This is a genomic window from Chryseobacterium culicis (genome assembly GCF_900108365.1).
In the GTDB taxonomy this organism is placed as follows: Bacteria; Bacteroidota; Bacteroidia; order Flavobacteriales; family Weeksellaceae; genus Chryseobacterium; species Chryseobacterium culicis.
The window spans coordinates 1,082,978-1,109,401 of the sequence record NZ_FNWQ01000002.1 but is presented as its reverse complement, the minus strand read 5'-3'; the positions used below and the strand labels follow the sequence as shown (position 1 = coordinate 1,109,401).

31 protein-coding genes are annotated in these 26,424 nt (G+C 38.5%); 21 read left to right on the top strand and 10 right to left on the bottom strand.

The genetic code is table 11. The features are described from left to right. The first annotated feature begins 11 nt into the window (after positions 1–11). Positions 12–602 (top strand): hypothetical protein, encoded by a 591-nt coding sequence (locus BLW74_RS11440; protein WP_089692524.1) that lies wholly within the window; start codon positions 12–14, stop codon positions 600–602. A 38-nt stretch (positions 603–640) separates the two neighbouring features. Here BLW74_RS11440 and BLW74_RS11435 read toward each other — a convergent pair whose 3' ends face one another. Next, on the bottom strand, positions 641–2,182 hold the full coding sequence (locus tag BLW74_RS11435; RefSeq protein WP_089692523.1) for a S41 family peptidase: 1,542 nt from the start codon (positions 2,180–2,182) through the stop codon (positions 641–643). A gap of 235 nt (positions 2,183–2,417) precedes the next feature. On the opposite strand from BLW74_RS11435, the gene BLW74_RS11430 reads away from it, so the two are divergent. Then, positions 2,418–3,452: an MBL fold metallo-hydrolase gene (locus tag BLW74_RS11430; protein WP_228424874.1), complete on the top strand. Its 1,035-nt coding sequence runs from the start codon at positions 2,418–2,420 to the stop codon at positions 3,450–3,452. On the opposite strand, the gene BLW74_RS11425 is transcribed toward BLW74_RS11430, so the two are convergent. Then, positions 3,453–3,740, bottom strand: a complete 288-nt coding sequence (locus tag BLW74_RS11425; RefSeq protein WP_089692521.1) for a GNAT family N-acetyltransferase — start codon at positions 3,738–3,740, stop codon at positions 3,453–3,455. A 472-nt stretch (positions 3,741–4,212) separates the two neighbouring features. Here BLW74_RS11425 and BLW74_RS11420 point away from each other — a divergent pair, with 472 nt between their 5' ends. The 4 genes from BLW74_RS11420 (at position 4,213) to BLW74_RS11405 (ending at position 7,843) form a co-directional block, all read left to right on the top strand. Further along, complete coding sequence (locus BLW74_RS11420) at positions 4,213–4,671, top strand: hypothetical protein (RefSeq protein ID WP_089692520.1); 459 nt, start codon at positions 4,213–4,215, stop codon at positions 4,669–4,671. 112 nt (positions 4,672–4,783) lie between these two features. Further along, the gene (locus BLW74_RS11415) at positions 4,784–5,689 is read left to right on the top strand and encodes a helix-turn-helix domain-containing protein (protein WP_089692519.1); all 906 of its coding nucleotides are present in this window, start codon (positions 4,784–4,786) and stop codon (positions 5,687–5,689) included. Between the two features lie 86 nt (positions 5,690–5,775). Continuing rightward, positions 5,776–6,777 carry an aldo/keto reductase gene (locus BLW74_RS11410; RefSeq protein WP_089692518.1) on the top strand — a complete coding sequence of 334 codons (1,002 nt, stop codon included), beginning with the start codon at positions 5,776–5,778 and terminating at the stop codon, positions 6,775–6,777. A 73-nt stretch (positions 6,778–6,850) separates the two neighbouring features. Then, positions 6,851–7,843: an MBL fold metallo-hydrolase gene (locus BLW74_RS11405; RefSeq protein ID WP_089692517.1), complete on the top strand. Its 993-nt coding sequence runs from the start codon at positions 6,851–6,853 to the stop codon at positions 7,841–7,843. A gap of 183 nt (positions 7,844–8,026) precedes the next feature. Here BLW74_RS11405 and BLW74_RS11400 read toward each other — a convergent pair whose 3' ends face one another. The 7 genes from BLW74_RS11400 to BLW74_RS11370 form a co-directional block, all read right to left on the bottom strand. Continuing rightward, positions 8,027–8,419, bottom strand: coding sequence for a DoxX family protein (locus BLW74_RS11400; RefSeq protein ID WP_089692516.1), 393 nt, complete (start codon positions 8,417–8,419; stop codon positions 8,027–8,029). Positions 8,420–8,456: 37 nt separating this feature from the next. Next, complete coding sequence (locus BLW74_RS11395; RefSeq protein WP_089692515.1) at positions 8,457–9,233, bottom strand: DUF1223 domain-containing protein; 777 nt, start codon at positions 9,231–9,233, stop codon at positions 8,457–8,459. Positions 9,234–9,564: 331 nt separating this feature from the next. Continuing rightward, complete coding sequence (locus BLW74_RS11390) at positions 9,565–10,323, bottom strand: LytR/AlgR family response regulator transcription factor (RefSeq protein WP_089692514.1); 759 nt, start codon at positions 10,321–10,323, stop codon at positions 9,565–9,567. Next, entirely contained in the window at positions 10,304–11,317 is a 1,014-nt protein-coding gene (locus tag BLW74_RS11385; protein WP_089692513.1) for a sensor histidine kinase, read from the bottom strand. The genes BLW74_RS11390 and BLW74_RS11385 overlap by 20 nt, the downstream gene beginning before the upstream one ends. Positions 11,318–11,460: 143 nt before the next feature. Then, positions 11,461–11,904 (bottom strand): hypothetical protein, encoded by a 444-nt coding sequence (locus tag BLW74_RS11380; protein WP_089692512.1) that lies wholly within the window; start codon positions 11,902–11,904, stop codon positions 11,461–11,463. Next, the gene (locus BLW74_RS11375; RefSeq protein ID WP_089692511.1) at positions 11,901–12,875 is read right to left on the bottom strand and encodes a heme-binding domain-containing protein; all 975 of its coding nucleotides are present in this window, start codon (positions 12,873–12,875) and stop codon (positions 11,901–11,903) included. The genes BLW74_RS11380 and BLW74_RS11375 overlap by 4 nt, the downstream gene beginning before the upstream one ends. A gap of 172 nt (positions 12,876–13,047) precedes the next feature. Further along, positions 13,048–13,794 (bottom strand): SDR family oxidoreductase, encoded by a 747-nt coding sequence (locus BLW74_RS11370; RefSeq protein ID WP_167358413.1) that lies wholly within the window; start codon positions 13,792–13,794, stop codon positions 13,048–13,050. A 77-nt stretch (positions 13,795–13,871) separates the two neighbouring features. Between BLW74_RS11370 and BLW74_RS11365 the strand changes: the two genes are divergently transcribed. Further along, positions 13,872–14,231, top strand: coding sequence for a winged helix-turn-helix transcriptional regulator (locus BLW74_RS11365; RefSeq protein WP_228424872.1), 360 nt, complete (start codon positions 13,872–13,874; stop codon positions 14,229–14,231). 204 nt (positions 14,232–14,435) lie between these two features. On the opposite strand, the gene BLW74_RS11360 is transcribed toward BLW74_RS11365, so the two are convergent. Further along, a complete protein-coding gene (locus BLW74_RS11360) occupies positions 14,436–16,655 on the bottom strand; it encodes an NADP-dependent isocitrate dehydrogenase (protein ID WP_089692508.1) in 2,220 nt (739 codons plus the stop codon). Between the two features lie 358 nt (positions 16,656–17,013). Between BLW74_RS11360 and tpx the strand changes: the two genes are divergently transcribed. The 14 genes from tpx (at position 17,014) to BLW74_RS11290 (ending at position 26,332) form a co-directional block, all read left to right on the top strand. Further along, positions 17,014–17,517, top strand: coding sequence for a thiol peroxidase (tpx, locus tag BLW74_RS11355; protein WP_089692507.1), 504 nt, complete (start codon positions 17,014–17,016; stop codon positions 17,515–17,517). A gap of 78 nt (positions 17,518–17,595) precedes the next feature. Further along, the gene (locus BLW74_RS11350; protein ID WP_089692506.1) at positions 17,596–17,943 is read left to right on the top strand and encodes a VOC family protein; all 348 of its coding nucleotides are present in this window, start codon (positions 17,596–17,598) and stop codon (positions 17,941–17,943) included. 34 nt (positions 17,944–17,977) lie between these two features. After that, complete coding sequence (locus BLW74_RS11345; RefSeq protein WP_089692505.1) at positions 17,978–18,811, top strand: helix-turn-helix domain-containing protein; 834 nt, start codon at positions 17,978–17,980, stop codon at positions 18,809–18,811. Between the two features lie 48 nt (positions 18,812–18,859). Beyond that, positions 18,860–19,990 (top strand): FAD-dependent oxidoreductase, encoded by a 1,131-nt coding sequence (locus BLW74_RS11340; RefSeq protein ID WP_089692504.1) that lies wholly within the window; start codon positions 18,860–18,862, stop codon positions 19,988–19,990. Between the two features lie 79 nt (positions 19,991–20,069). Next, positions 20,070–21,281 (top strand): DUF763 domain-containing protein, encoded by a 1,212-nt coding sequence (locus tag BLW74_RS11335; protein WP_089692503.1) that lies wholly within the window; start codon positions 20,070–20,072, stop codon positions 21,279–21,281. Positions 21,282–21,551: 270 nt separating this feature from the next. After that, positions 21,552–22,142 carry a Crp/Fnr family transcriptional regulator gene (locus BLW74_RS11330; RefSeq protein ID WP_089692502.1) on the top strand — a complete coding sequence of 197 codons (591 nt, stop codon included), beginning with the start codon at positions 21,552–21,554 and terminating at the stop codon, positions 22,140–22,142. Positions 22,143–22,219: 77 nt separating this feature from the next. After that, on the top strand, positions 22,220–22,627 hold the full coding sequence (locus BLW74_RS11325) for a VOC family protein (RefSeq protein WP_089692501.1): 408 nt from the start codon (positions 22,220–22,222) through the stop codon (positions 22,625–22,627). A 34-nt stretch (positions 22,628–22,661) separates the two neighbouring features. Further along, on the top strand, positions 22,662–23,072 hold the full coding sequence (locus tag BLW74_RS11320; RefSeq protein ID WP_089692500.1) for a VOC family protein: 411 nt from the start codon (positions 22,662–22,664) through the stop codon (positions 23,070–23,072). 24 nt (positions 23,073–23,096) lie between these two features. Next, positions 23,097–23,558 carry a hypothetical protein gene (locus tag BLW74_RS11315; RefSeq protein ID WP_089692499.1) on the top strand — a complete coding sequence of 154 codons (462 nt, stop codon included), beginning with the start codon at positions 23,097–23,099 and terminating at the stop codon, positions 23,556–23,558. A gap of 208 nt (positions 23,559–23,766) precedes the next feature. Next, the gene (locus tag BLW74_RS11310) at positions 23,767–24,267 is read left to right on the top strand and encodes a DinB family protein (RefSeq protein WP_228424870.1); all 501 of its coding nucleotides are present in this window, start codon (positions 23,767–23,769) and stop codon (positions 24,265–24,267) included. A 2-nt stretch (positions 24,268–24,269) separates the two neighbouring features. Then, a complete protein-coding gene (locus BLW74_RS11305) occupies positions 24,270–25,046 on the top strand; it encodes an alpha/beta fold hydrolase (protein WP_089692497.1) in 777 nt (258 codons plus the stop codon). A gap of 88 nt (positions 25,047–25,134) precedes the next feature. After that, positions 25,135–25,566, top strand: a complete 432-nt coding sequence (locus BLW74_RS11300; RefSeq protein WP_089692628.1) for a VOC family protein — start codon at positions 25,135–25,137, stop codon at positions 25,564–25,566. Between the two features lie 77 nt (positions 25,567–25,643). Then, the gene (locus BLW74_RS11295) at positions 25,644–26,057 is read left to right on the top strand and encodes an SRPBCC family protein (protein ID WP_089692496.1); all 414 of its coding nucleotides are present in this window, start codon (positions 25,644–25,646) and stop codon (positions 26,055–26,057) included. Between the two features lie 35 nt (positions 26,058–26,092). Further along, the gene (locus tag BLW74_RS11290; protein ID WP_227413198.1) at positions 26,093–26,332 is read left to right on the top strand and encodes a helix-hairpin-helix domain-containing protein; all 240 of its coding nucleotides are present in this window, start codon (positions 26,093–26,095) and stop codon (positions 26,330–26,332) included. Positions 26,333–26,424 lie beyond the last annotated feature (92 nt).

Here is a 26,424-nt window from a genome sequence, read left to right as displayed (position 1 = left end):
TCCGCAACCCGATGAATATAGACGAATTCAAAAATACATGGAATGAAGATATTGTGGAGGAAACTCCTGAAATAAGCCTTGAGCAGAGAAATAAACTGAATCTTCCCCTCGAAAAAATACGCAAAAACATGCGGGTGGAATTCTGGTGGATGATAGGAATCTTTGTTTTTGCCTTTCTGGTGTGCTCTGTATGCAGACCTTTCAAGCTTCAACTGTACATAACGGTTTTGATTGCATCCATGCTGATTGTTACCGTTTTCTTTTTCAGCAAATTTTTTAAATTGTATAATGATATCAGTAATCCTGCACCAAAAACCTATGATTCTCTGAAAGATCTGGTGATGCAGCTGAACCTTAATAAACAGTATTATCTTTCTTATTATATCAGTTTTGCCCCCTTTCTGGTTTGCGAAATCCTTATTGTCCTTGAATTTATCCCGTGGCCGCATCCTCTGAGTGAGCTTAAAATTGCAGTCGTTTTAATTGGAACTGTGACCATAGGTTTGTTTTTGCTTTATGTAGTCGGAAAGTTCTGGTACCATCGTTATTACGGAAGATATATACAACATATTGAAGATCTTTTGGAAGAATTAAGAAGATAAAAAAGGTTCGGCGGGCTGAAAGCCCGCCGAACTTATATTCAATACTGTCCCTTATTTTCTTTTTCTTTAGCAATTTCGTTTTTTATCCAAGCCAGCTGGGGATCTTTTTTATCAATAATGTCCTGCATACTTTCAGTAACAGTTACATCGGGAACCACGCCTCTCCGGGAGTCTGAAAAGCTGATATTAGGCTGTACTAAAAGTAATCCGATCGGAAATCTGATTTCAGAATTGGGCAGCTTCTGGTACGAATAGAAACCTGCGACTGTTCCGTCATTGGCACCCCCGGTTTCTTCGCCTACAAGAATTGCTCTTTTGTCATTCTTAAGTTTCGCTGTAATAATAGAAGAAGCTGAGAAGCTTCCGCCATTGATCAGTACAAAAACTTTTCCATGAAACGCTGCTTTATTCGGTTTTGTGGGTTTATCGGCTTTCATTTTATAGAAAACTTTTCCGTCTTTCTTATACGTACTGAAAGTCTGTGCAAAAAAATAGCTCGGGTACGCAATACTTTTTAGTGCATATTCCAAAGGGTTGCTTTTTCTGAAATAATTCGTGCGAAGAGGAGCCGTTCTTGACGTTAACTGCGAAGGTTTAATTAATGTAAAAGGAGCTTCGGCAAGATAGGAATAGAGATTATTGATTTCATACAGTGATCCTCCGTAATTATTTCGGACATCTATGATGAGGTAGGGGGCCTTTGCTTCATTGATCCTGGCAAAAGTCTTTTTATAAAACTCATCAGAATATTCTCTGGAGAAACTTTTTACCTTGATATAGGCAATGGTGCTGTCCTGATCCAGAAATTTAAAGCTTCTGTTGTATGAATTGCTTGCCGCTACATAATCATTCAATTTCTTTTCCTGGGTTTTTTTCTTCATTTCCTTATCCTTTTCCAGGTCAGAATCAGTCTTTATCTCTCTGGTTAAAGTGTAGGTTTTTTTCTCACCCTGATAAAGGGTTTCAAGAGTGGCTTTGCTGCCAAAACCATTTTCTGCGGTATAAAAATTAAAGAACAGATCCTTCAAAAAGTAAGGGTAGAACGTCGTATTGTCTCCGTCACTGCTGATCAGGCTTCTGTATTTCTTTATATACTCTGAAACAGGAACATTGTTGATGGATAAGATTTCAGTTCCGGGTTTAATATGTTCAATAGAATCCCTGTTTTGAATAATATACATCTGATCTCCCTTAATGTAATATTCAAAACGGCTGAACATTCCTTTCTGGTGTTCCAGTCTTTTATACTCTCTTTTGGTAAATTTCTTTCTGGGAATTCTCAATGAAAGGTGCCCTTCACGGATTCCCGCAATTACCGGCTGAAGTTTAAAATAAAACTGAAGAGGAGTTAAAGGCTCGGTAATGGTCTGTTTAAGACTGTCAAATTTATGTTCCAATTCCTTCTTGGGAATATACCAGTATAACTGAGGGTGCATTTGCTGTAGTTTTGAATACGCAAAGTCCACATCTTCTTTAAGCTGCTCCGGTGGAATACATGAAGCCCGCTGTTCGTTGTGTTTTTTTATAGAGGCACATGACGAAAAAATAGCGAGGAGAAATATTACCGAATAATTTTTCAATGTATCTGAGTTTTTTAAGGTGCTAAAATAGACAGTTTAAAATTAATACGTACCTAAATGCCTGATAAATTTTTTTTAATACATGATAAATTTAGTTAAAAAAACGAGTAGAATGGAATATTTTTTAATTTCAGTACAAAAGTCAATACCTTTGATCATTATTTTTTGAAAAATGATTTATTGGATTATCACGAGTGTAGTTATTTTGACAGTTACTTTTTTGATAGTAATGAACATGAAGGCGTTTGGAGGTGTACCGAAAGGAGAGCGACTGAACCGGATCAGAAAGTCGAAGCTTTATAAAAAAAGACAGTTTCAGAATATCAGCCATACACCTTCCATTACGGAAGGCTATTCAATGTCTAAGGTTGCCTATGACTTCTTTTTAGGAAAAAAAGATCCCCTTTTGAAGCCTTTGAAAGAAATTCCGTCCATTCATACGGATTTAAAAAATATAGATAAAAATCAGGACGTATTTATCTGGCTGGGGCATTCATCCTATTATCTGCAGACCGATGGTGTTTCTTTCCTGATTGATCCTGTCTTAAGTTCATATGGATCCCCTTTTAAATACTTCAATAAAGCTTTCAAAGGTTCAGATATTTTTAAGCCTGAAGATATACCGGATATTGACTATCTGGTGATTACCCATGATCATTTTGACCACCTCGATTATCCTACGGTACAATCTATCAGAGACAGAACGGGAATGGCCATCCTACCGCTTGGAGTAGGAGCGCACCTGGAAAGATGGGGATATGCTGAAAGTACACTTATTGAAGAAGAATGGGGAGCAGAAATTGATCTGAAAAATACTATAAAAATTATTTTTACTCCTGCCAGACATTTCTCAGGAAGAAGAATCAGGAAGAATGATACGCTTTGGAGTTCTTACGTTCTGATAACACCCACAAAGAAAATTTTTCTGGGAGGAGACAGCGGCTATGATTCTCATTTTAAAACCATTGGTGAACAGTATGGTCCGTTCGATTATGCTGTTCTGGAGAATGGGCAATATGGGGAAGCATGGAGGTACATTCATACATTGCCTCAAGAGGTTATCCAGGCGGCGGCTGACCTCAAGGCAGAACGGATAATCCCGGTACATGCCGCAAAATTCGCACTGGCGCTTCATCCATGGAATGAACCTTTAGAAAAGATAACTGCGTTCGGAAAAGATAATAAACTCAACGTTCTCACACCGATGATCGGTGAGATCGTAGATCTCAATCAGTCAGAGCAGCAGTTTACAGCCTGGTGGCAAAGCTGATCAGGCATGCCATATTTCTTTATATCTTGCGGGATGATTTTCAAACTGCTGTCTTACAAAATCACATTCGGGATCTACCAGCAGATCTTTTTCTTCTGCGTAGCGTACCAGCTCATCCAGCAATAGTTTGGCATATCCTTTACCTTCACGCTCCTCATCAAGCTTGGTATAATATACAATAAGCAGTCTTCCGTCAACCTCAATGGACATATAACCTGCCTTCTTATCATCTATCAATAACTGCAATTCATCCTGATATGGAGATACCTGAAACTTTATATTTTCCATAGCAATGTAAGATTTGGTTGATTAAAAATAATTGAGAAGAGGTTCTTATAACCCGTTCTCTTCATTAAAATTACGAAATTATATAATATGAATCAAAAATTCTGATGAATCTTAACGAATTTTATAACATCATTGGGAAATAATAGAGAAAGTCTAAAACATGGTGATGCTAAAATGTAATGAAACTTGTTTTTAAAGAATCTGATCATGGCATCAGCTTTAGCAAAAACACATCAACTTCGATGCCTGAGGATGCTAAGTGTTGATTAATAATGGTTTTTAGTGATTCAGAGTATTATATATGTTATACGTGATTTAAATAATTAAGATTCAATAATATTGTAGAAAGTGAGAAAATACTTCAAAGATAATCAGTTGTTTATGATTTTTATTAACAAATTTTGGCATTTGTGATTAAGAATTGGCACTTTAATTGACTCTACCATGATGATTAATTTTAAAGTGGAGTGAAATGAAAAAGTTAATATTAACAGCATTTTTGATCGGGACATTTAGCTTGAGCTATGCCCAATCGGATTATTATAATGATTACAGAAGGAGTATTTCAGATCTTAACTGGCAGCAGGTAGTTGCTGATCTGTTGCTTTCTACTACACAAGCCAATCAGATTTATGTTCTGAATGACAGATATCGGGATTATGATACCTGGAACAGAGTATATGTCGTGGATCCGGGAAGATGGAGAGGCGACCGGTATTCTGAACTGGAAAGAATCATGGGGAGGGAGAAGTATCTGATCTTTAAAAAGAAATATTACCGAGGACAAAATCCGGTTATCGTTTACGGCAGAAACAAGAACGATTATAAAAAATACCGTAAACAGCAGGATAAATATTATAAAAATCAGGAGAAATACTATAAAAAGCAAAATAAACACCGTGGTCACGGACATGACGATGACTGGGATTAACCCAGGGATCGACTCTATATCACTTTTAAATGGCTGGCAGTTTGTCAGCCATTTTGTTTTTTCGTGATGAAATATTATTATTTAATTTGTTTGAATTTTATAACTTTGATCTATGGAATCACACGAATCACTTCAGGGTTTTTATGAAAGAAATGCTCCCAACCTGGCTTCACAATGTATCGGAGTCAATAAAATGGGGCACTTTAATGTATTTTCAAGAGAATATTGCTCACCGCTCACTCCCTACAGCAGAAGAGATTATTATAAAATTTCACTGATCATCGGAAAAGGAAAGCTTCATTATGCCGATAAATGGATCAAAGTAGACCGTCCTGCATTATTGTTTTCCAATCCTATCATTCCTTATTCCTGGGAAGCAGATGATGAAAATCAGAAAGGCTGGTTCTGCTTGTTTACAGATCAGTTTCTGCATAACGGAACCCGCATGGGAAACCTGCAGGATTCTCCGCTTTTCAGGATCGGCGGCACTCCGGTTTTCTTTATAGATGAAGAACAGCAGAATATTCTTTCTGAGATTTATACCAAAATGATGACGGAAATTCAGTCAGAATATATTCACAAATATGATATGCTGAGGGCTTATCTCCATCTGATGATCCATGAAACGATGAGAATGCAGCCGGCAGATACTTTTGAACCTTATCAGAATGCTTCACAAAGAGTTGCTTCCTTATTTATGGAACTGCTGGAGAGACAGTTTCCGATAGACAGTCCTGAAGCTTTTCTGAAATTGAAAACCCCCAATGATTATGCTCAGAGTCTTTCCATCCATGTGAATTCTTTAAACCGTTCCGTAAAAGAGATCACCGGAAAAACAACCAGCCAGCAGATTACTGCAAGAATTATTCAGGAAGCCAATGCTTTACTGAGACATACAGACTGGAATATTGCTGAAATCGCTTATGGATTAGGATTTGAAGAACCCGCTTATTTTACCAATTACTTTAAAAAACAGACCGGAGTTACCCCAAATGCCCTAAGAACGGATATTGTTTGAATTTTATAATTCTTCGTTTGAATTCTATATCGCGGCTGGTTTCCGGATGTTCTAATTTTGTCATATAAAATTAAATCATACCTATCATGAAATTTAAAAAATTAGGAAACACAGAAGAACAGTTATCAGCAATCGGTTTAGGATGTATGGGAATGAGTTTTGCTTATGGCCCTGCTGATGAGCAGGAAAGTATCAATACCCTGCACAGAGCATTAGATTTAGGGGTTAATTTTTGGGATACAGCAGATATGTATGCCAATGGAGAAAATGAAAAACTCATTTCTAAAGTTTTGGTTCCGAACAGAGACAAGATTTTTATTGCTACGAAGTTCGGATTCAGGTTTAAAGATGGTAAAGCAAGCCACAGCGGAGCTCCAGGAACTTATTTTGACGGATCTCCGGAATGGATCAGACAGGCAGTAGATTTAAGCCTTCAAAGATTAAAAATAGATACTATTGACCTGTACTACGCTCACAGAGTAGATCCGAATGTACCTGTAGAAGAAACCGTAGGAGCAATGGCGGAGTTGGTAAAAGCGGGAAAGGTAAAATATATAGGTTTATCTGAAGCCTCCGCAGAATCTATCAGAAAGGCTAATAAAATTCACCCTATTGCCGCATTACAGTCAGAATATTCTATCCTTACGAAAGATGTTGAAAAGGAGATTTTACCTACCATCAGAGAGCTTGGGATATCTTTAGTCCCTTATTCACCTTTGGCAAGAGGACTTTTCACCAATATTTATGAGGTACAGAACCTGGGGGATGACGATTTCAGAAAATCACTGCCCCGCTATCAGCAGGAGTATCTTGAAAATAATACCAAACTGGCTAATGAGATCAATGAATTGGCCGCTTCCAAAGGAGTTAAAGGAACCCAGCTTGCATTAGCATGGGTATTGAATCAGGGAGATGATATTATTCCGATTCCCGGTACCAAGCGAATCAAATATCTGGAAGAGAATATTGCCGCAGTCAATATAGAACTTTCCCAATCAGATCTGGATACCATTGATGCCATTCTGAAGAAATATCCGAACGTAGGTGAAAGATATACCGAAGGATCTATGAAACTGGTTAATAACTAAAGACAATTATACAAAAACTGAGTTCCTGCCTATGACGGGAATTCAGTTTTTTTGATTAATAAAAACATAAATTATGAACAGAAGAGAATTATTAAAAAGTGGTTTGCTGGCAGGAACATTAAGCATGATTCCTTTTTCCGGTTTATGGGCAGGAACACCAAAATCCCACGCGAAAACAGGGGAAGACCTTTCCGGTTTCAAAAAAATAACATTGGGAGAACTGGAACTGTTTATATTGACAGACGGATACATTCATGAAGAAAATCTGAAATCGTTTGCTCCCAGAGGAACCGTTTCAGAATTGAAGTCAATCCTGAAAAACAATTTCAGACCAGACAGTTATATTGATATGGCTATGAATATCATGCTGGTTAAAGCAAAAAATAAACTCATCTTATTGGATACAGGAATGGGTATTTTTGCCGATGAAAGAACCGGATTCCTATTAAAAAGCCTTCAAAAAGCAGGATTTTCTGCCAAAGATATTACCGATGTTTTTATCTCCCACGCCCATCCGGATCACATTGGGGGAGTTGTCGATAAACAGAATCAGCTTATTTTCCCTAATGCAGATATTTTTATCTCGAAAACAGAACACGATTTCTGGATGCAGGCTTCAATGAAAGACTTCAGTAACAGCGCATTGAAAACACAGCCTGAATTTCTTAATCAGATCATCCCTGCAGTCCGAAATATTCTGAAAACCATTCAGCCAAAGCTGAAATTTTATGATCTTACTAATCCGTTATACGATCATTTTACCTTTCAGTTAGCTCCCGGACATACACCTGGCCTTACGGTTACCACAATTTCTTCAGGAAATGAAAAACTGATCTACATTGCAGATCTTATACATTCTGATGTAGTTCTTTTCCCTCATCCGGAATGGGGCTATTTTGGGGATACCGATCTGGATACTGCAATAGCTTCGAGGAAAGAACTTCTGAAGCAGCTGGCTGACTCTAAAATGAGAGCATTTGCCTATCACTTACCATGGCCTGGCCTGGGTTTCACAAAATCAAAAGGAGGAGCATTTGAATGGTTTCCGGAAAGTTTTATGAATTAGAGAAACAGGTAGCAAGGATTATGGAGTAGGGATGTGCCGACCAGGATTTACAAATACGTACGCAAAATAGCCCATAAATAATATCCATTTCTCCGGCTTTAGCCCAAACTGAAAAACAACATACCCCCACGTACCACGTGAGGGTATGTTTCAACATAAGAAAAAAGTAGAGTATTATAAAGATCATGCTTCTCCATAGATCAATTCAGGAGAATACAATTTTCTGAACATTAAATATGTCACTGCAAGCACAGAAAAAGCAATTACAGCATCAGCAGTAGCCGAAAAACCGAGCACAGCAACTTTTGAGAAGAAGGCAAAGAGGATATCAAAAAACATCCCGGCAAATGCCCATTCTTTCAGTCTTAATAATCTATTGGGAACAAGAAGGACTAAAACACCCGTAATTTTAAAAACACCCAATATATAAATGAAATGAGGAGGGTAACCAAGCTTCAGGGTAATATCCCAGACTACAGGGTTTTTTGTCAGTTCAAAGAAACCGCTCGCTCCAAACCATAATGACATAAAAATAGCTCCCGCCCAATAGATGATTTTTGTTGTTTTTGTTTTCATTGCCGTAATTTTTAGTATTGATTGAATTGTTATTATTTTATTTGAATGCAGCCACTGCTGATCCCGATATCTGTCCCGTTTTCGCATTTTGAATAAACGCGATCACCTCCCAGTTGTCTGGTGAAAAACCTTCCGGAAGCTTGAATGTAGTGGTTCCTTCCTGTTGCTTACTCAGGGAAATTGGGTTTTGTTGATGAACAATCTGCCAGTGATGCAGATGACGTCCCTCATTTTCGCCTCTTCCTACCTGGGTGGAAGAATGTTTTTCAACCAGATTGACAAGAAGAATATTCTTAGGATCTGTGGCAGACGTTCTATATGACACATTAATATCCTTTTGAGAAATCGTTGCCGACAATTCTATATTTGTTTTTTTATCAGTAAATAAAGCCTTCTGAACAGCATTTTTAATTGAACTTTCATCAGAACCTACAAATTCCGTTCTCCCATTCACTACCAGCTGTGGAGTATAAACCTGTGAATTTAATATACGGCTGTACTCTTGTTGTCGTCGTGAGTTTTCTGTTGTACTGAATCGGTCTTTCCATCCAAGACGGTTCCAGTAATCAACGTGATAGGACAGAAGATAAACAGGCTGGTCCTTATATTCCTTTTCCATTTTTCCCATCAGCTCATCTGCCGGAGGACAGCTGGAACATCCTTCCGAAGTAAACAGTTCCAACACCGCAAAGCCTTTGTTTTCATCGTTTGAATGCTGTATGCTTTTTTGATCTTTATTTTGATAAATAAATGCTGAAGTAGCAAATAATAACGCGGTAAATGCGCTTACTGTGATTAAATTTTTTAGTATCATGTCCTTTAATTTGATTCAAAAGTAGATACTTGCCGAAAGCAAAAGAAAGCAAAAGAAGGTTAAGCGGACAAATTACGGGGTGAATACGGAAATTATGAGGGGAAGCATGTAAGGCTGGGTGCTGGAAGAGGGAGGAAGGAAGTTTTTGGGGGTCCAAAGGAATTGATGTTTATATTTTTTGATCGTAAAATATGAGCAATCAAGTTTAAAGAATTAAAAGCAAAAGAAAGCCCTGATCATTCCGATCAGGGCTATAATTTATTTAAATAAGACTTTTATAGATTATAGTGCCTTCAAGTACTTCAAGTACGAAGCCTCAAGCTTCCTTACATTATCTATCCTCCAGCCAGGTAAAGAAACTATGCGTTTTTTCTTTATTAATCAAAAGCTTCTCAGGCGTTTCAATCGTTAGTTTGACCAGAATTTTACGCTGGAAATAATGCTCCATCTCCTTAATAGCTTTAAAATTTACAAGATATTGGCGGTTGACTCTGAAGAACTGCCTGTCAGACACCTGTTCCGCCACCTGTCCCAAAGGCTGGGTAAGAGGAAACTGCTCTTTGGCAAACGTAACGAGATGAGTGATCTCATTATGGATATAAAAATAAGCAATATCCTCTGTCTGAATCGTTGTATATTTCTGGTTTTTAAAAACCAAAAAGCTGCTCTTACCCGCAGGCTGATTTATTTTCTGGATAATGGATTCCAAATCCGGAAGTTCATTTTTCTGAAAGAATTTTTTCAGTTCATCAACTTTCCGGAGTGCTTCTGCAATATCTTCTTTTGAAAATGGTTTTAAAACATAATCAACTCCCTTACTTTTAAAGGCATCCAGCATATACTGATCAAAAGCAGTGCAAAAAACCACAGGGCAGGTAATGTCTACCGATTTAAAAATTTCAAAGGAAAGCCCGTCCGAAAGATGGATATCCATAAAAATAAGATCGGGTTTGAGTTCCTTTAAGCCGTCAATACTGCTTTCAATACTGTCGTAAACACCTAGAATTCTGGAGTCCGGTTTTAAATCTGAGATTAAATTCTGAAGGGACTTCGCAGCCCGGAATTCGTCTTCAATAATGATGATATTCATGGATTAATGGGAGTTTTATCTGAAATATTTTTTCGTCTGAATGAATAATAATGTCTTTTTCCAGCAAATGTTTATAGCGCATCCTAATGTTGTCCAGCCCAACGCCTAAAGAGTCTTCCGGGTTTATTTTCCGCTGTATAGGATTTTCCATCACAATATGATCGTCTGCAATATAAATTTTAATAGATAATGGTTTGCTTTGTGAAACGATATTATGTTTGATGCAATTTTCTACCAGCAGCTGAAGTGTAAAGGGAGGAATAAGAGTAGAACCGGTTTCATTTTCAAGCAGGTTGGTAAAGATTATACCTTCACCAAAACGGGCTTTCTGAAGAAAAAGGTAAGCGTCCACTATTTTCATTTCTTCCTGAACGCTGATCAGGTCCAGCTTTCTGCTTTCAAGGGTAAATCTGTAAAAATCAGAAAGTTTTACAACAAAATCTACTGTTTCTTCATCACCTGTTTCCGCCATCAGCTTTAGGGTATTCAGACTGTTAAAGAGAAAGTGTGGGTTAATCTGCTGCTTAAGTAATTCATATTGAGCTCCCAGATTATCACTTTTTACCTTTTCCAGTTCAAGCTGTATCTGCTGACCTGTATAATTATGCTGAAGCAGGTTAAGAAACATATAGCACACCAGATTGATCAGTATTCCTCTTACCTCAACCATCAGCATTACCGGACCGAAATTAATATGAGAGAGAATAAGCTGCTGAATCCATGCCAGTCCAAACATAATCACCATCCCGAAAGCAAGTATTAAAAGCAGTCTTGAATAGGAGATATGCTGTCTTCGTTTTTTCGTGCGGTTCAGCATATAAATATTGATGTACCACATGATCACAGAAAATGCCGCTGTAATTCCCGAATTCACTAAAGCTTCTTTCCAGTCAAACTGATGAGAAGCCAGCTGAGGTACGGAAGATAAGATACCGAGGAAAACAGAGCTTATCCAGATGATGGCTTGTGAGATTTTTATTTTTTGCTGTTGCATGAAATCTGCTGATTTGAGAAGGTTAAATTAATGCTTTTTATCGAAAATATTATGATAAATAACTAAACAGGAATTTTATTTGAACAGCTATTCATCAGCTTTATCAAAGTAAACATTGATAAGAATAATCCCGAGACTGTCTTTTAGGGTCTGCTGAATGGTGTATAACTCATAAAATACCGGATTCTTTCCATTTTATCAGGCAGAGAGGTTCCGGGCTGATTATTTTTAATATCATAAGACGTATTTCCAAGATGGTCAGTCTGAACAGTTTCAATACTCACCAATTCTCCGGTGATGGTTCCGCCGATATACTGAGGATTATCATGATAGCGCCATGTGACCAGTTTCATCACAGTTCCGGCCTCCGGTTTCCGTGTTTCTTGGGATAAAGATTTCAGTGCTTGTTCATTTCCATACAAAGCGGACATGGTTTTTTTCTTAGGATTTAAAGAATTGGAGACCAGTTTTAAATGACCCGGGTTAAAAACAACCCTCACAAGTTCATTATCTTTATCATTATTTTTTTTACTGCAGGCGGTAAAAGCAATAAGGCTTACCATGAAGATCAGGAGTGTACTTTTCATTTTTTCTGTAAATTTTGAATTAATCTCTGGGTATTCACTTTCATAGGAACATCAAACAGGTATCCTGTTTTTTCTGCAAGCTGTCTGTGGCAGGCAATGCACGATTCTTTGGCAAATGATGCGGTTTTTCCGGTAGGATGAAGTTCATCTCCCGAGAATTTTGCAAATCCCCAGCCTTCGGTATCTTGATAGCGCTTGGAATCTTTTACCATAAACTGAGCATTGATAAATTTACCAGGCCTGATTTCTCCATCCGGGAGCTCCTGCTGCTTCCATACGGATTTTACCACGATGCTTCCCTCTGGCCATGGATGGAAATTCTCGGTTTCTACGGCTTTTACAGCGATATCATTTCCGTAGATTACACGAATGGAATGATCAAACAGCGTACTCATGCTGATCACCTTCCAGTTTTTAAAATCAGGAGTATACCGAACTCCATTCGGGGAAACCGGAAATTTTGTTGATGCCGGAATGGATACAGCTTGAGGTGTTTCTATCTTTTTTTGAGTTGAGGAGCTTACTGAAGATAGTGAAAGCGTATATTTTTTTATCGTTTCAATATCTTTCTCCGTAATTTTAGCAGAAGGATGGAGCAGTGTATATTCGTGAAGAGGCATTTTTCCGCTTTTCATCATGTTGAGAATAGCGTACATTTTCCCCTGATGATCAGCGGGAGAATATTTTTCCCATTCTGAAAAATTGAGCACTTCTCTGGCCCTTTTGATATCTTTATTTACAGCCCAAGAAACAGGGGCAATTTTATCATACCAGCTTAGGTTCTGCTGATTGGAATGACAGTTGAAACACGAGTTTTCAAGAATGCTGATCACTTCCTTTGGTGCCTCAATTTGCCGTGTAACCGGCTTTCCTTCCAGCGGCTTGCTGAACAGCTGTAATCCTCCGAAAATACCTAGTATAGCCAGAAATACGATGGCAATGGGATTTCTTTTTTTCTTTACGGTCTCCATAATGTGTATTGCTTTTATTTTTCTGATTCAAAAGTAGGCGGGTAATGCATGCTGTGAAAAAGAAAACAGGCTGAATTGGACAAATTAAAAGGCGAATCCGGAATTTTTCAGCCTGAATATACACATGAAAAATCCCGGTGATTGTGCCGCCGGGATTTGAATAATCTACCTTTTACAGGATCATGCCGCCGTCGATAACAATTTCGGTTCCGGTGACGTAGCTGGAAGATTCATTATCTGATAAATAAGTAACCAGTTTTGCAACTTCCTCAGCGGTTCCCATTTTCTTCAAGGGAATTTGGTCAATAAGATAGCCGGAAAGATTCTTCAACGTTTCTTCATCCAGTCCCGCTTTCTTCATTATTTCTGTTTTTATAGGACCCGGACTTATCATATTCACTCTGATTTTTCTTGGAGCTAATTCTGCGGCGGCTGTTTTGGCGATAGAATTCAACGCGGCTTTGCTTGCCTGATATGCCGAACTGTTAGGTTTATAGGTAGAAGCTACAATAGAAGATAAAAAGATAACAGAAGCTCCTTCATTTAATAGAGGAATGAATTTGCTTAACGTAAAATAAGCTCCCCTGAAATTTATATCCATCACCTGATCAAAATTTTCTACATCCATATTTTCAATCGGTGTCAGAGTTCCTGTAATGCCTGCATTGACGAACAGGATGTCTACTTTTCCAAATTGTTTGCCTATTTCCTTCTTTAATAAATCAATATCATCAAGATTAGCCTGATCTGCAACGAAAGGAACAGCTCCAAGTTCCTGAGCCGCTTTTTCTACAGCTTCTTTTCGTCTTCCGGTGATTATTACCGTTGCGCCTTCTGAAATCAGCTGTTTTGCTGCAGCGAATCCGATACCGCTGTTTCCTCCTGTTACGACAGCTATTTTATTACTTAATTTTTTCATTGTAAAATTTTTTGACAAAGTTATTTGAAATTGGTATACTTTTGTTACCAGTATCACAGAGTATATCAATATAACGAATGATACCACTTAACTTTGCAGTTATGGAAAGAGATCAGACAGAAGAACTTAGAGCATTACAGGATACCCTTTATTTTATTGGAGGAAAATGGCGGATTCCTGTTATCAATTCAATTTGTAACGGTAACAGACGCTTCAGGGAAATTGAACGAAGCATTCCCGGAATTACCACCAGAATGCTTTCCAAAGAACTGAAAGATATGGAACTGAATAAGCTGGTAAAACGCACAGTTTACCCGGAAACTCCCGTTTTAATAGTATATGAGCCTACCGAATACTGCCGAACTTTTGGAAACATCATCCAGGAAATGATCAGCTGGGGGAGAGAACACAGGAGAGTAATTGTGGAGGATAGGTGAGAGTTGTTAGGTTGCAGGGATTAGGGACGCGCCGGCCTTGATGAGTAAGTATGTGCTCAGTATTTCCCTCCTGAGGAAGGGTGTCAAAAATTCTTTGAATTTTTGACGGGGTGGTTTTAAATAGTCTGGTTTTTAAATTCCGGAGTGGTTTACACAAAAAAAGCCCCTTAAAAAGGAGCTTTTTCATTTATATAAAACGGAGCATTAAATTCCGTCAATAATTTCATTCAGCACTGTGCTAGGTCTCATTGCTGCATATGTCTTATAAGTATCAGTTTTGTAATACCCTTCAATGTTTTGAGGCTTACCCTGAGCACCAATTAATTCAGCATTGATTACTTCTTCGTTTTCCTGCATTGCCTGAGCAACAGGTGCGAACTGAGCAGCCAGTTCAGCATCAGCAGTCTGGTTCGCTAACGCTTCAGCCCAGTACATTGCTAAATAGAAGTGAGAACCTCTGTTATCAATCTGACCCACTTTTCTTGCAGGAGATTTATCTGTAGCTAAGAATTTAGCATTCGCTTCATCCAGTGCATCAGCCAGCACCTGAGATTTTGTATTCCCCTGAGTTTGTGCTAAGTGCTCCAGAGAAGCCTGAAGCGCTAAAAACTCTCCCAGAGAATCCCATCTTAAATAACCTTCTTCTAAGAACTGCTCAACGTGTTTCGGAGCAGAACCTCCGGCACCTGTTTCAAATAAACCACCACCATTCATTAATGGAACAATAGAAAGCATTTTTGCAGAAGTACCCAGCTCAAGGATTGGGAAAAGGTCTGTTAAATAATCTCTCAATACGTTTCCTGAAACAGAGATAGTGTCTTTACCTTCTCTTGCTCTTTTAAGAGTTTCAGTCATTGCATCTTTTACATCAAGAATTCTGATGTCAAGACCAGTTGTATCGTGATCAGCAAGATATTTCTCTACTTTTTTGATGATTTCTCTGTCGTGGGCTCTTCCTTTATCAAGCCAGAAAATAGCAGGCGTATCAGATAATCTTGATCTGTTTACGGCTAATTTTACCCAGTCCTGGATAGGAGCATCTTTAGTCTGGCACATTCTGAAGATATCATCTTTTTCTACTTTCTGAGAAAGAAGAACGTTTCCGGCCTCGTCCTGAACCTCTACAGTTCCGTCTGCAGCTAATTGGAAAGTTTTGTCATGAGAACCATATTCTTCAGCTTTCTGAGCCATTAAACCAACGTTTGGAACAGATCCCATAGTGGTAGGGTCCAGTTTTCCGTGCGCTTTCATATCATCAATTACAGACTGATAGAAACCTGCGTAAGAACGGTCCGGGATGATACAAACTGTATCTTCTTCATTTCCGTCTTTGTTCCACATTTTACCTCCACCTCTTACAAGAGCAGCCATAGAAGCATCAACAATAATGTCAGAAGGTACGTGGAAGTTAGTAATTCCTTTATCAGAATTTACCATGGCCACTCTAGGTCCGTTTGCCAAAGCAGCTTCAATATCAGCTTTGATCTCAGCTTCCTGAGCATTTCCTTTGATTTTATCAAAAAGATCAGCAAGACCGTTATTTGGATTGATGTCTAAAGACTTGAAAGTCTCAGCATATTTTGTAAATACTTCTTTGAAGAAAGTCTCAACGATGGCCCCGAAAATAATTGGGTCAGAGATTTTCATCATGGTTGCTTTAAGGTGGGCAGAAAGAAGTACATTTCTTTTCTTAGCCTCCTCAATAGCTTCCTGAACGAACGCTTTTAAAGCTTTTAAGTTCATTACAGAAGAATCAATAACTTCACCAGCCTGAAGACCTGCAAAGTCTTTTAAAACAGATTCAGAACCGTCGTTTCCTTTAAAAACGATTCTGTATTTTGTAGCGTTTTCTAATGTTGTAGAAGTTTCTGTACCGTAGAAATCACCATTGTTCATGTGAGCTACGTCAGTTTTGCTGTCTGATGCCCAGTCACCCATTCTGTGAGGATTAGCCTTTGCATAGTTTTTAACAGCTTTTGGAGCACGTCTGTCAGAGTTTCCTTCTCTTAATACAGGGTTTACAGCACTTCCCAATACTTTAGCATATTTAGCTTTGATGGCTTTTTCTTCATCATTCTTAGGTTCTGCAGGATAGTTGGGAACTGCGAAACCTTTACCTTGCAGTTCAGCAATTGCTGCATCCAATTGAGGTACAGAAGCTGAAATGTTGGGCAACTTAATGATATTGGCATCAGGCTGAGTAGCCAGTTCTCCCAGTTGAGCCAAAGCATCACCAATCTTTTGGTCATCTTTTAAAAACTCAGGGAAGTTAGCTAAAATTCTTCCTGCCAAAGAAATATCCGGAACAGCAATTTCAATATCTGCTGATTTTGTAAAAGCTTTTACGATAGGTAAAAATGAGTGAGTCGCCAACATGGGAGCTTCATCAGTAAGTGTGTAATAGATTTTTGATTTGTCTGACATTATACTGTTGTTTTTTATTTGAAATTTTAAGTTCCACAAATTTAGTAAATATCATTGTTTTATTTAAGATATTTCCATAAAAAATAGAGACCCTTGCTTCTTTAATTATATATCTGCATCATTTATACTCCGTATCTGTTTACATTTATCTGAAAACGATTTTATAATTTTAATAAACAGTATTTTTTTTCGTGGAAATCTTCACTTTCTGAGGGTAATAATCTGCAAAAACCTTTTTTGTGAAAACAGAGTGCCAGCCTAATGATTTTTATTTTCACTTTAAGATTAATTTAACCATAATAAGACTGCGAAAACTTTCTTTTTTGATTAAATTTGAAAAACTTAAAAAATAAATAGTATGTCAACGACAATCACTTTAAAAGGAAACGAAGTACACACAATAGGAACATTGCCATCTGTAGGATCCACTGTAAAAGACTTTGCATTGGTAGACTCTGGTTTAGCGGTAAAAACGCTGGAAACTTTTGCAGGAAAGAAAAAAGTATTCAACATTTTCCCAAGCATTGATACCCCTACCTGTGCTGCTTCTTCAAGAAAATTCAATGAAGAGGCTTCCAAACTTGATAATACAGTGATCATTAATGTTTCAAAAGACCTTCCGTTCGCATTAGGAAGATTCTGTGCAGCAGAAGGTTTGAATAACGTAGAAACACTTTCAGACTTCAGAAGCAGCTTTGGAGACGATTATGAAGTGACCATCGCAGATTCTCCTATGAAAGGACTATTGAGCCGTGCCGTGATCGTTACAGACGAAAACAACAAAGTAATTTACACGGAGCAGGTTCCGGAAATTGCTGATGAGCCTAATTATGATGCTGCTCTTGCTGCACTGAATAACTAATAGAAATAATTTTTGTAAAAAAAGCCTTGGGAAATTTTACGTAATTTCACAAGGCTTTTTAATGGAAATATGTAGACAATGGTAAAAAGAATCGTAGCCAATATTAAAACGGATGATCTTTCCAAAGCCCATCAGTTTTATCAGGATATTCTGGAACTGGATGTTCTGATGGATCACGGTTGGATCAAAACACTGGGAAATCATGAAGAAACCAAAATTCAGATCAGCTTTGCCAGTCAGGGAGGAAATGATACGGAAGTTCCGGATCTTTCCATCGAGGTAGATAATGTAGATGAAGTGTACAGCAAAATGAAAAATGCAGGTTTTGAAGTCACGTATGATCTGACCAATGAAGAGTGGGGCGTGCGCAGATTCTTTGTAAAAGATCCGTTTCAGAAACTGGTCAATATATTGTCTCACCATTAACGTTTATCTCGAAAAAAGCAGAGTTACTCAAACTATGTTTTCTAATATACATCAGGAATTTGAAGTCCCGGAAGATTTAAGAGATGCCATCAGATGCTTTTGGTATAACAGGAGGGACTATGGAGAAGCACTGTCAGAATTTACAGTGCTTCCAGATGGGTATGCAGAAATCATCTTTCATTTCGGAAACGGATGCCGCATTTCTCATCACGGAATTCTACAGGATTTACCTTCTCCTTTTATCATGGGACTGCTTAATCAGCCTGCATTTTTTCACGCGCAAAAACAATTGGAAATTATTGGCATAAGATGTTTTCCATGGGCTGTTTTTGATGTATTGGGGCTCTCATCCGAAAAAACAGAAAACGGAATACATACTTTCGAACATCCATTAGCAAAGCTTCAAACGGTATTGAGCGCTCTTATGATTCAGGGAAAAATACAGGAAGCTGTTGCTGAAGTGAAACACTATTTCCTGAAATTACACACCATTAGCAAAGAAGATACTGTGCTTTCCAAAGCAGGATCCGCTATGAGAAAAAATAACGGAGCCATCCCTGTAAATAAGGTAGCGGATTCAGCACACACCACTGTCAGGACATTGGAACGAAAATTTAAACAATCATCCGGTCATACCGTAAAGGACGTATCTTCAGTTATGCGCTTCGAACAGATCCGTAACCGTCTTTGGCACACTCCGGAGACCTCCATTGCTGAACTTGCGCAGGAATTCGGATACGCGGACCAGTCTCATTTAAGCAGAGAATTTAAGCGGTACAGTGGTACCACACCTGCCGTTTTTGCTCGGGAATCTAAAAAAAGGAAACAAATCTTTAGCAATGATTTTGTCGCATTTGTACAAGCATGATACAACTGCATTCCTGAATTTTGTGCCATAATAAATACATTCAAAGTTATGGTACTCAATCATAAAAAAGTCGCCATTATTGGCGCCGGGCCCGTAGGGTTAACCATGGCAGTTTTACTTCAGCAAAAAGGAGCTATAGTCAATGTCTACGAAAGAGATAGGAATGCCCATACAAGGGTCTTGGGCGGCACATTGGATCTTCATAAGCAAACAGGACAGAAAGCGCTGAAAAAAGCAGGTCTTCTTGATCAATATTACAAAGAGGCACTGCCTATGGGTATTACTGTTGCTGACGAGAAGGGAAATATTCTGTTTACAAAAGAAATTACCCCCGAAAATCAATATGAAAATCCTGAAATCAACAGAAATAATTTGAGAGAAATGCTGCTTGGCAGCCTTGCAGATGATACCGTGATCTGGGATAGGAAATTTATCGCAATGGAAGAAACAGACAGCAAATGGCTGCTGCACTTTAAAGATAAGCCTGATGTCACTGCGGATTTCGTTATTGGCGCCAACGGAGGAATGTCCAGAGTCAGAAAATACGTTACGAATTCTGAAGTGGAGGAAACAGGAACTTTTATCATTCAGGGAGATGTAGTAAATCCTGAAAAAACTTGTCCGGAATTTTTTGAATGGTGTGATGGCAAAAGACCTATGGCTGCTTTTGAAGGTAATTTATTAGTTGCCAATCCATGTAATAACGGTGCTTTGACTTATGGCGTCATATTCAAAAAGCCCGAAGAATGGAAAGAAGGATGCCCATTAGATTTTAAAAATACTGAACAGATCCGTCAGTTTCTTTCAGAAAGATTTTCATCCTGGAGTATGCTTTATCAACAGTTATTTCTTTCAACTTCCTTGTTTGCAGGGCTGCCGGCCAGAAGAATTCCACTAGACAAACCCTGGAAAAATAACCGCCCCCTCCCTGTAACGCTTATTGGTGATGCTGCCCACATAATGCCTCCTTTTGCGGGGCAAGGGGTAAATACCGGCTTGCTGGATGCTTTAATCTTATCTGAAAACCTGACAGACGGAAAACACCCAACGATATCCGGAGCCATTGCTGATTATGAGCAAAAAATGAGAATCTATGCCCGGAAAGCTCAGTTTGAATCCGGTAAAAATGAGCAGGAAATGCGTGAGGTCAGCTTTTCTTTTACAAGATTTATCCGGTAATTCATAATTCAATAATATAATGATCCGGATCATTAAATAATACAGTGAATAAATCCTACCTTTACAGTTTGATAACAGGATGAAAAGATCAGGAACAGCAGATTTACCGCTTCACTATGGCAAAGTACCGCCCTGGCTGTATGAACGCATGTCTGTTCTGGGGCTGTCTATAATTGAAGTCATCCTGATGGATTACGGTAAAGATGAAGTATTGCGCAGATTGGCAGATCCGTTCTGGTTTCAGAGTTTTGGAGCCGTAATGGGAATGGACTGGCATTCTTCAGGAATTACCACCTCCGTTATGGGTGCTTTGAAACGTTCTATTAATCCGAATTCCCAATCTCTTGGACTCTATATCTGTGGCGGAAAAGGAAAATTTTCACGGGAAACTCCATCGGAACTCATCAGAATTGCAGATAAAACCGGATTAAACGGAACAGATCTGGTAAGAGCCAGCAAACTTTCCGCAAAGGTAGATAATACAGCCATTCAGGATGGATACCAGCTGTATCTGCACAACTTCATTCTTTCAGACAATGGAAACTGGAGCGTTATTCAGCAGGGAATGCATGAATCTGACGGCACCGCAAGAAGATACCACTGGCATTCCGGAAACATTACCTCATTTGTAGAAAACCCTCACACAGGAATTAACGGGATTTCAAGAGGAAGAATACTTAACCTTACCGATAGTGAAGCTTCAGAAAACAGAAAAGGAATTCTGGATATTTCCCATACCGATTCTGCAGAAGTGATGAAAGACTTTGCAAGACTTATACTTCCTGCTCACCACGATGTCCAGGCTTCTGATGTTGACCTGAAGCGTCTGGGCGCCCTTTTGTATGTTACAAGAGAACAGCAGCCTCAAAATTTTGAAGATCTGCTGATGCTGGAAGGGGTAGGACCGAGAACGATGCAGTCACTGGCTTTGGTAAGTGAGGTGATCCACGGTGCACCATCAAGATTTGCAGATCCTGCCAGGTTTTCTTTTGCTCATGGAGGTAAAGATGGTCATCCTTTCCCCGTTCCGGTCAATACCTATGATGAGAGTATCAGCATTCTCAGAAAAGGAATTGAGAAATCCAAACTGGGGAATTCTGATAAGCTGAACTCTATCAATAAACTTCATCAGATTGTAGCCACAGCAGAAAAAGACTTTACTCCGGATTTTGATATTCAGCAGGTGATTGAAGAAGAACGTCAAAATTCATGGCGCTTCGGTGGAAAAACGGTATTTGGAGATGCCCAGAAACCTGATCCTCCCAAACCCATACAGCTTTCCCTATTTTAAGCTTCCCGTCTCTTTTAAAAGCTTACGATAACTGGCATCGGCAAACAGCCGTTCCCTTCCTTTGCGGGAGTAACGAAAATCCGTAGAATTCTTAAGAGATCAGAAATAATATGTCTTAAATAACTGTTTAAGAAATATAGAATCTATAAATACCCTTTATTTCAGTATGGTAGGCGATTTCGTGTAAACGGATAATATTCTTTGTTTAATATTTTTTGCTTTTAATTCAATTAAAAATTTTACTTTTAAAGACTTAAAAAAATTGACCAAATGACGAACAAAGCTTTAGAAACCTGCTATGATTTTCCCTTTTTCCTCCATGAAGAACTTGAGGAAATATTTAAAGCTCACGATAAAACATCTTTCCAGAAAGGAGATTTCATTCTGGAAGAAGGAAAAACAGCCAATGAATATTATATTCTTGAAAGCGGATTGGCACGTTCCTACGTTAATGATTTTAATGGAAATGAAGTAACCACTCACTTTTTTACAGAAAATGAAGTCATTATCGAGGTGTTGTCCCTGTTTCAGAGAGTACCCTCTCAGGAAAACATTGTATGTATTACAGACTGCGAATGCTGGAGACTGGATTATGATACGTTTCAGGAACTTTTTCATAAAATCCCTAATCTCAGGGAATGGGGTAGATCATGGATGTCCCAGGAGCTTTTTGCCTACAAGCAAAGATCTGTAGAAATGTTTACTCTTTCAGCAACGAGAAGGTATCTTAATCTGCTGGAACAGAAATCTAAGGTCATACAATTTGCACCGCTCAAGCAAATTGCTTCCTATCTGGGCGTTACAGATACTTCCCTGAGCCGCATTCGTAAAGAAATCGTTTCCCATCCTAAGAAAAATTAAATCTTGCCCTATGACAAGTTGATTTTCATCACACCTTGGTAATTTTGGAATACAGTTTAACACTAAAATTACAAAAAATGAAAGTCAATCAGATTTATGTCAACCTTCCGGTAAAAGATGTACAGAAAACAAAAGAATTCTGGACGAAGATCGGTTTTTCAATTAATGAGCAATTCTCCGATGACAGAGCAGCCTGTGTTGTTTTGAATGATACCATCTATGTGATGTTTCTGCAGGAAGATTATTTTATGACCTTCACCAGTAAGCCCGTTGCCAAAGAAAATACCAGCCAGGTCATTGTTGCAGTAGGCTTAAACAGCCGTGAGGAAGTAGATAAAGTAGTCAATACAGCGGTAGAAAACGGAGCATGGCAGCATGAAGAACCCGAAGATTACGGATGGATGTATCAGAACTCTTTCTGGGATCCGGACGGACATGGCTGGAACATTACTTTTGCCGACATGTCCCAAATGCCGAAAGAATAGTTAATCTAAAAAAATCAACACCAAAATTTACAAAATGAACATTACCGATATCTACGTTAATTTACCCGTAAAAGACGTACAAAAAACCAGAGCATTCTGGACAGAGCTTGGCTTTTCTATCAATGAACAGTTTTCGAATGATAAAGCCATATGTGTAGTGATGAAAAAAGATCATATCTATACCATGTTCCTTAAAGAAGATTTCTTCCAGACCTTTACCAACAGACCTTTTGCAAAAGGAGATACCACCCAGGTGCTTCTTGCCATTGGAGTAAACAGTCGCGAAGAAGTAGATCATTTGGTAAAAACTGCCATTGAAAACGGAGGTTCAAAATACGGAGAACCTGTCGATTACGGATGGATGTATCAGAACAGTTTTGCGGATATCAACGGACACCAGTGGGAAGTAATGCATGGAGATGCCTCACAGATACCTGCAGAATAATCTATTACCATTACAAAAGATCATATGAAAACACACGCAAACGATATAGAAATCATTAAAAATCAGGTAGCCAGTACCTATTACGTGATTACAGCCAATATTGAGGATATCACCCATGAAGAATCTATGATTTTTCCCAATGGTGAAGCCAATTGTATGAACTGGATTCTTGGACATCTGATCTACATCAGAAATCCATTGCTGAATATTCTCGGTGAAGAATCTGTTTGGGATCGTGAGAAATTTTCGTTTTACAACAGAGGGGAAATTGCTCTGGGCCACAAAGATAAGCTGATCAGCTTCGAAGATTTAAAAGCTTATCTCAAACAATCTCAGGACAAGCTGGAAGCAAAGCTCAATACGCTTGAAAGTTTTGAACCTGAAATGATTAAAGATATATCAACCTTAAGTCTTCATGAAATTTACCACAGCGGACAGCTGGGATATCTCCGCAGAATCTTAGGAAAACCGGGAGCCATAAAATAACGTGTTATTTTTAAGTTCGTCGCTATGCCCAGGATGATAAATGAGCAATTAAAGTTTTCGATCCTATTTTAGAACAGTACAATTTTATCGAAGATAAAATCCTCGCGCCTTAGAAACGCATAGTTTGTAAATTCTCAGCGCCTTTGCGTTTTTCCAACAGCTAACCTCTAATCTCTAATTAAAAATGAACACCCCAAAATCAAAAAAAATGGAGCTCGTTATTCCGGCTTACAGAATGCATTCCCAAAGCTTTATAAATGTTCTGGACGGCATTTCGGAAGAAGACGCTTTAAAAAGAATTGAAAATAAAACCAATCATATTGTTTGGATGGCCGGAAATTTTGTCAACATGCGTTATGGCCTGGGCTGGGTACTTGGACTTCGGGAAGAAGATCCTTACAGCGATTTATTTTTTCAGGGAAAAGCACTGGATGAAAGCTTCAAATATCCAACGCTGGCTGAACTGAAAGAAAATTTTCATGCCATTTCCGCTAAAGTATATGAAAAGCTCTATGAAGTAACGGATGAGGAACTGGACGAGATTTTTGAAATAGGAATGAACATTCCCTTCATTAAAGAAACAAAACTCAATTTCGTAGGAATGTGTATAGGCCGTGAAGACTATTTAAGCGGGCAGATAGGTCTGATGCGCAGAATTCTGGACTATCCGGGAATGAAATATGATGTCGACGAAAATCTTAAATATTAATAATGACACCTACAGAAACAGGCTTTAAAAAAGTCAACGGAATCCAATTGTATTATGAGATCTATGGATCAGGAAAACCTGTGGTCCTGATTCATGGAGGCGGTTCTTCTTTCCTTTTCGACTTTAAAGAAGTAATCGCAAGGCTGGAAGGAAAATTTCAGCTTATAGGCATTGACCTTCAAAATCACGGGCGAAGCGAACACCGTGATATCCCGGAAACATTTGAACAGGATGCAGATGATGTGGCCGGACTTCTCGCAGCGCTTAACATTAAAAAAGCTTCTTTCTGGGGATTCAGTAACGGAGCAAGTACCGTAATGCAGATTGGCAGGCGGCATCCCGGGATCGTTGAAAGGCTGGTTGTTGCCTCAGCATTTTATAAAAGAAGCGGTATGATGGATGGTTTCTTTGAGGGAATGCAGGAAGCCACTTTTGAATCCATGCCGGAACCTTTCAAAATCAATTTTTTAAACCTCAATCCGGATTTTTCAAAACTGGAAAACCTCTTTGAGAAAGACTGCGGAAGAATGCAGACGTTTGAAGACTGGGATGATGAGGTCCTGATTTCTCTTACATCTCCCACACTGTTTATCAGCGGAGATCAGGACGTTATCAAGCCAGAGCATACTGCAGCAATGTGGCGATTGGTAAAAGATGCACGCTTACTGATTCTTCCCGCTGCTCACGGCACTTATATGATGCCCGATTTTGACGGAAATACGGATACAGGCCTAATAGACTTTACCGTAAAAGAAGTTGAAAAATTTTTAATCCGTTAAGCGATTTCATTCATATTAAATTAATTAATCCTTAATGGCTCAACAGGAGAAACTACATCTTATAATTATAACTTTAAAATTAAAAATCATGGCTAAATTAAATCCATACCTAAATTTTGACGGAACAGCTGAAGAAGCGTTCAATTTTTACAAAACTGTTTTCGGAGGTGAGTTCGTTGGAGGGATTCACAAAATGGGAAATGCTCCCGGCACAGAAAATCTGTCGGAAGAGGAAAAAAACAGAGTTATGCATATTGCACTGCCTATCGGGAATGACCTTTTGATGGCATCGGATATTGTACCGGGATTTGGGCAGACTCTTACTGTAGGAAATAACAATTATGTGTCTGTTTTTCCGGATTCCAGAAGTGAAGCAGACAGAATTTTTAAAGCGCTTTCTGATGGCGGAAACGTAGAAATGCCTATTGAAGACCAGTTCTGGGGAGACTATTTTGGGTGCTTTCAGGACAAATATGGTGTTCATTGGATGGTGAACTATAATGATGAATATGCAAAATAATCTTATATTTAACTAATGATAATAGAGAGATGCTCATTTTTGGGCAGCTCTTTATTTAACCTTTAAAAATCAGAACTATGGATCCAATTACAATAGATATTACAATTTTAGCACCGGTGGAAAAGGTTTGGGATTACTTCAATGAGCCAAAACACATCACGAAATGGAATTTCGCCCACGAAACCTGGCAGTGTCCTAGTTCTGAAAATAACCTTACTGTAGGAGGAAGATTCAAACACAGAATGGAAGCGAAAGATAAAAGCTTCGGATTCGATTTTGAAGGGGTGTATGACGAAATTATTCCTCATGAGATTATTAAATATCACATGGATGACGGACGGAAAGTAAAAATTATTTTCGATAAAATAGATGATAATACAACCAAAGTCATTGAAATTTTCGATCCGGAAAAACAAAATTCTGTGGAAATGCAGCGGGATGGCTGGTATGCTATTCTGAACAATTTTCATAAGTATGTTGAGAATCATTAACAATATTTTTTTTAGCCATGATCAATTTAGTTATCATGTCAAAGAGTTTAAGCTCTATTTATGCTTTTAATTATGACTGTGCAGAGCAATTCCTTCATGGAGTGATTGCCATACCCGCAAGAAGAGCCTTGGAGAAAGAAAAAATAAATTCTTTGGAAAAATTATCAGATTATTCCGAAAAAGAAATCATGCAGCTTCATGGTTTTGGTAAAAACACAATGATGAAACTGAAGAATTACATGAAAGAAAATCAGGTCTGCTTTAAAGAAGCATAATAAGTATACAGCTGGGAATTTGCAGTGTCATTGTAGCAAAGCGTAAGAAGATCGTTTACCTGCAAAGACACAGGATTCTTTTTTCCCTTCTG

Coding starts and splice junctions, on each gene's coding strand:
- BLW74_RS11330 (WP_089692502.1), top strand. CDS start 21,552: ATGACGAACAAAGCTTTAGAAACCTGCTATGATTTTCCCTTTTTCCTC.
- BLW74_RS11295 (WP_089692496.1), top strand. CDS start 25,644: ATGGATCCAATTACAATAGATATTACAATTTTAGCACCGGTGGAAAAG.
- BLW74_RS11425 (WP_089692521.1), bottom strand. CDS start 3,740: ATGGAAAATATAAAGTTTCAGGTATCTCCATATCAGGATGAATTGCAG.
- BLW74_RS11415 (WP_089692519.1), top strand. CDS start 4,784: ATGGAATCACACGAATCACTTCAGGGTTTTTATGAAAGAAATGCTCCC.
- BLW74_RS11410 (WP_089692518.1), top strand. CDS start 5,776: ATGAAATTTAAAAAATTAGGAAACACAGAAGAACAGTTATCAGCAATC.
- BLW74_RS11350 (WP_089692506.1), top strand. CDS start 17,596: ATGGTAAAAAGAATCGTAGCCAATATTAAAACGGATGATCTTTCCAAA.
- BLW74_RS11400 (WP_089692516.1), bottom strand. CDS start 8,419: ATGAAAACAAAAACAACAAAAATCATCTATTGGGCGGGAGCTATTTTT.
- BLW74_RS11310 (WP_228424870.1), top strand. CDS start 23,767: ATGGAGCTCGTTATTCCGGCTTACAGAATGCATTCCCAAAGCTTTATA.
- BLW74_RS11375 (WP_089692511.1), bottom strand. CDS start 12,875: ATGGAGACCGTAAAGAAAAAAAGAAATCCCATTGCCATCGTATTTCTG.
- BLW74_RS11390 (WP_089692514.1), bottom strand. CDS start 10,323: ATGAATATCATCATTATTGAAGACGAATTCCGGGCTGCGAAGTCCCTT.
- BLW74_RS11430 (WP_228424874.1), top strand. CDS start 2,418: ATGAAGGCGTTTGGAGGTGTACCGAAAGGAGAGCGACTGAACCGGATC.
- BLW74_RS11305 (WP_089692497.1), top strand. CDS start 24,270: ATGACACCTACAGAAACAGGCTTTAAAAAAGTCAACGGAATCCAATTG.
- BLW74_RS11340 (WP_089692504.1), top strand. CDS start 18,860: ATGGTACTCAATCATAAAAAAGTCGCCATTATTGGCGCCGGGCCCGTA.
- BLW74_RS11405 (WP_089692517.1), top strand. CDS start 6,851: ATGAACAGAAGAGAATTATTAAAAAGTGGTTTGCTGGCAGGAACATTA.
- BLW74_RS11360 (WP_089692508.1), bottom strand. CDS start 16,655: ATGTCAGACAAATCAAAAATCTATTACACACTTACTGATGAAGCTCCC.
- BLW74_RS11315 (WP_089692499.1), top strand. CDS start 23,097: ATGAAAACACACGCAAACGATATAGAAATCATTAAAAATCAGGTAGCC.
- BLW74_RS11345 (WP_089692505.1), top strand. CDS start 17,978: ATGTTTTCTAATATACATCAGGAATTTGAAGTCCCGGAAGATTTAAGA.
- tpx (WP_089692507.1), top strand. CDS start 17,014: ATGTCAACGACAATCACTTTAAAAGGAAACGAAGTACACACAATAGGA.
- BLW74_RS11365 (WP_228424872.1), top strand. CDS start 13,872: ATGATACCACTTAACTTTGCAGTTATGGAAAGAGATCAGACAGAAGAA.
- BLW74_RS11300 (WP_089692628.1), top strand. CDS start 25,135: ATGGCTAAATTAAATCCATACCTAAATTTTGACGGAACAGCTGAAGAA.
- BLW74_RS11395 (WP_089692515.1), bottom strand. CDS start 9,233: ATGATACTAAAAAATTTAATCACAGTAAGCGCATTTACCGCGTTATTA.
- BLW74_RS11290 (WP_227413198.1), top strand. CDS start 26,093: ATGTCAAAGAGTTTAAGCTCTATTTATGCTTTTAATTATGACTGTGCA.
- BLW74_RS11325 (WP_089692501.1), top strand. CDS start 22,220: ATGAAAGTCAATCAGATTTATGTCAACCTTCCGGTAAAAGATGTACAG.
- BLW74_RS11380 (WP_089692512.1), bottom strand. CDS start 11,904: ATGAAAAGTACACTCCTGATCTTCATGGTAAGCCTTATTGCTTTTACC.
- BLW74_RS11335 (WP_089692503.1), top strand. CDS start 20,070: ATGAAAAGATCAGGAACAGCAGATTTACCGCTTCACTATGGCAAAGTA.
- BLW74_RS11385 (WP_089692513.1), bottom strand. CDS start 11,317: ATGCAACAGCAAAAAATAAAAATCTCACAAGCCATCATCTGGATAAGC.
- BLW74_RS11370 (WP_167358413.1), bottom strand. CDS start 13,794: ATGAAAAAATTAAGTAATAAAATAGCTGTCGTAACAGGAGGAAACAGC.
- BLW74_RS11420 (WP_089692520.1), top strand. CDS start 4,213: ATGAAAAAGTTAATATTAACAGCATTTTTGATCGGGACATTTAGCTTG.
- BLW74_RS11440 (WP_089692524.1), top strand. CDS start 12: ATGAATATAGACGAATTCAAAAATACATGGAATGAAGATATTGTGGAG.
- BLW74_RS11320 (WP_089692500.1), top strand. CDS start 22,662: ATGAACATTACCGATATCTACGTTAATTTACCCGTAAAAGACGTACAA.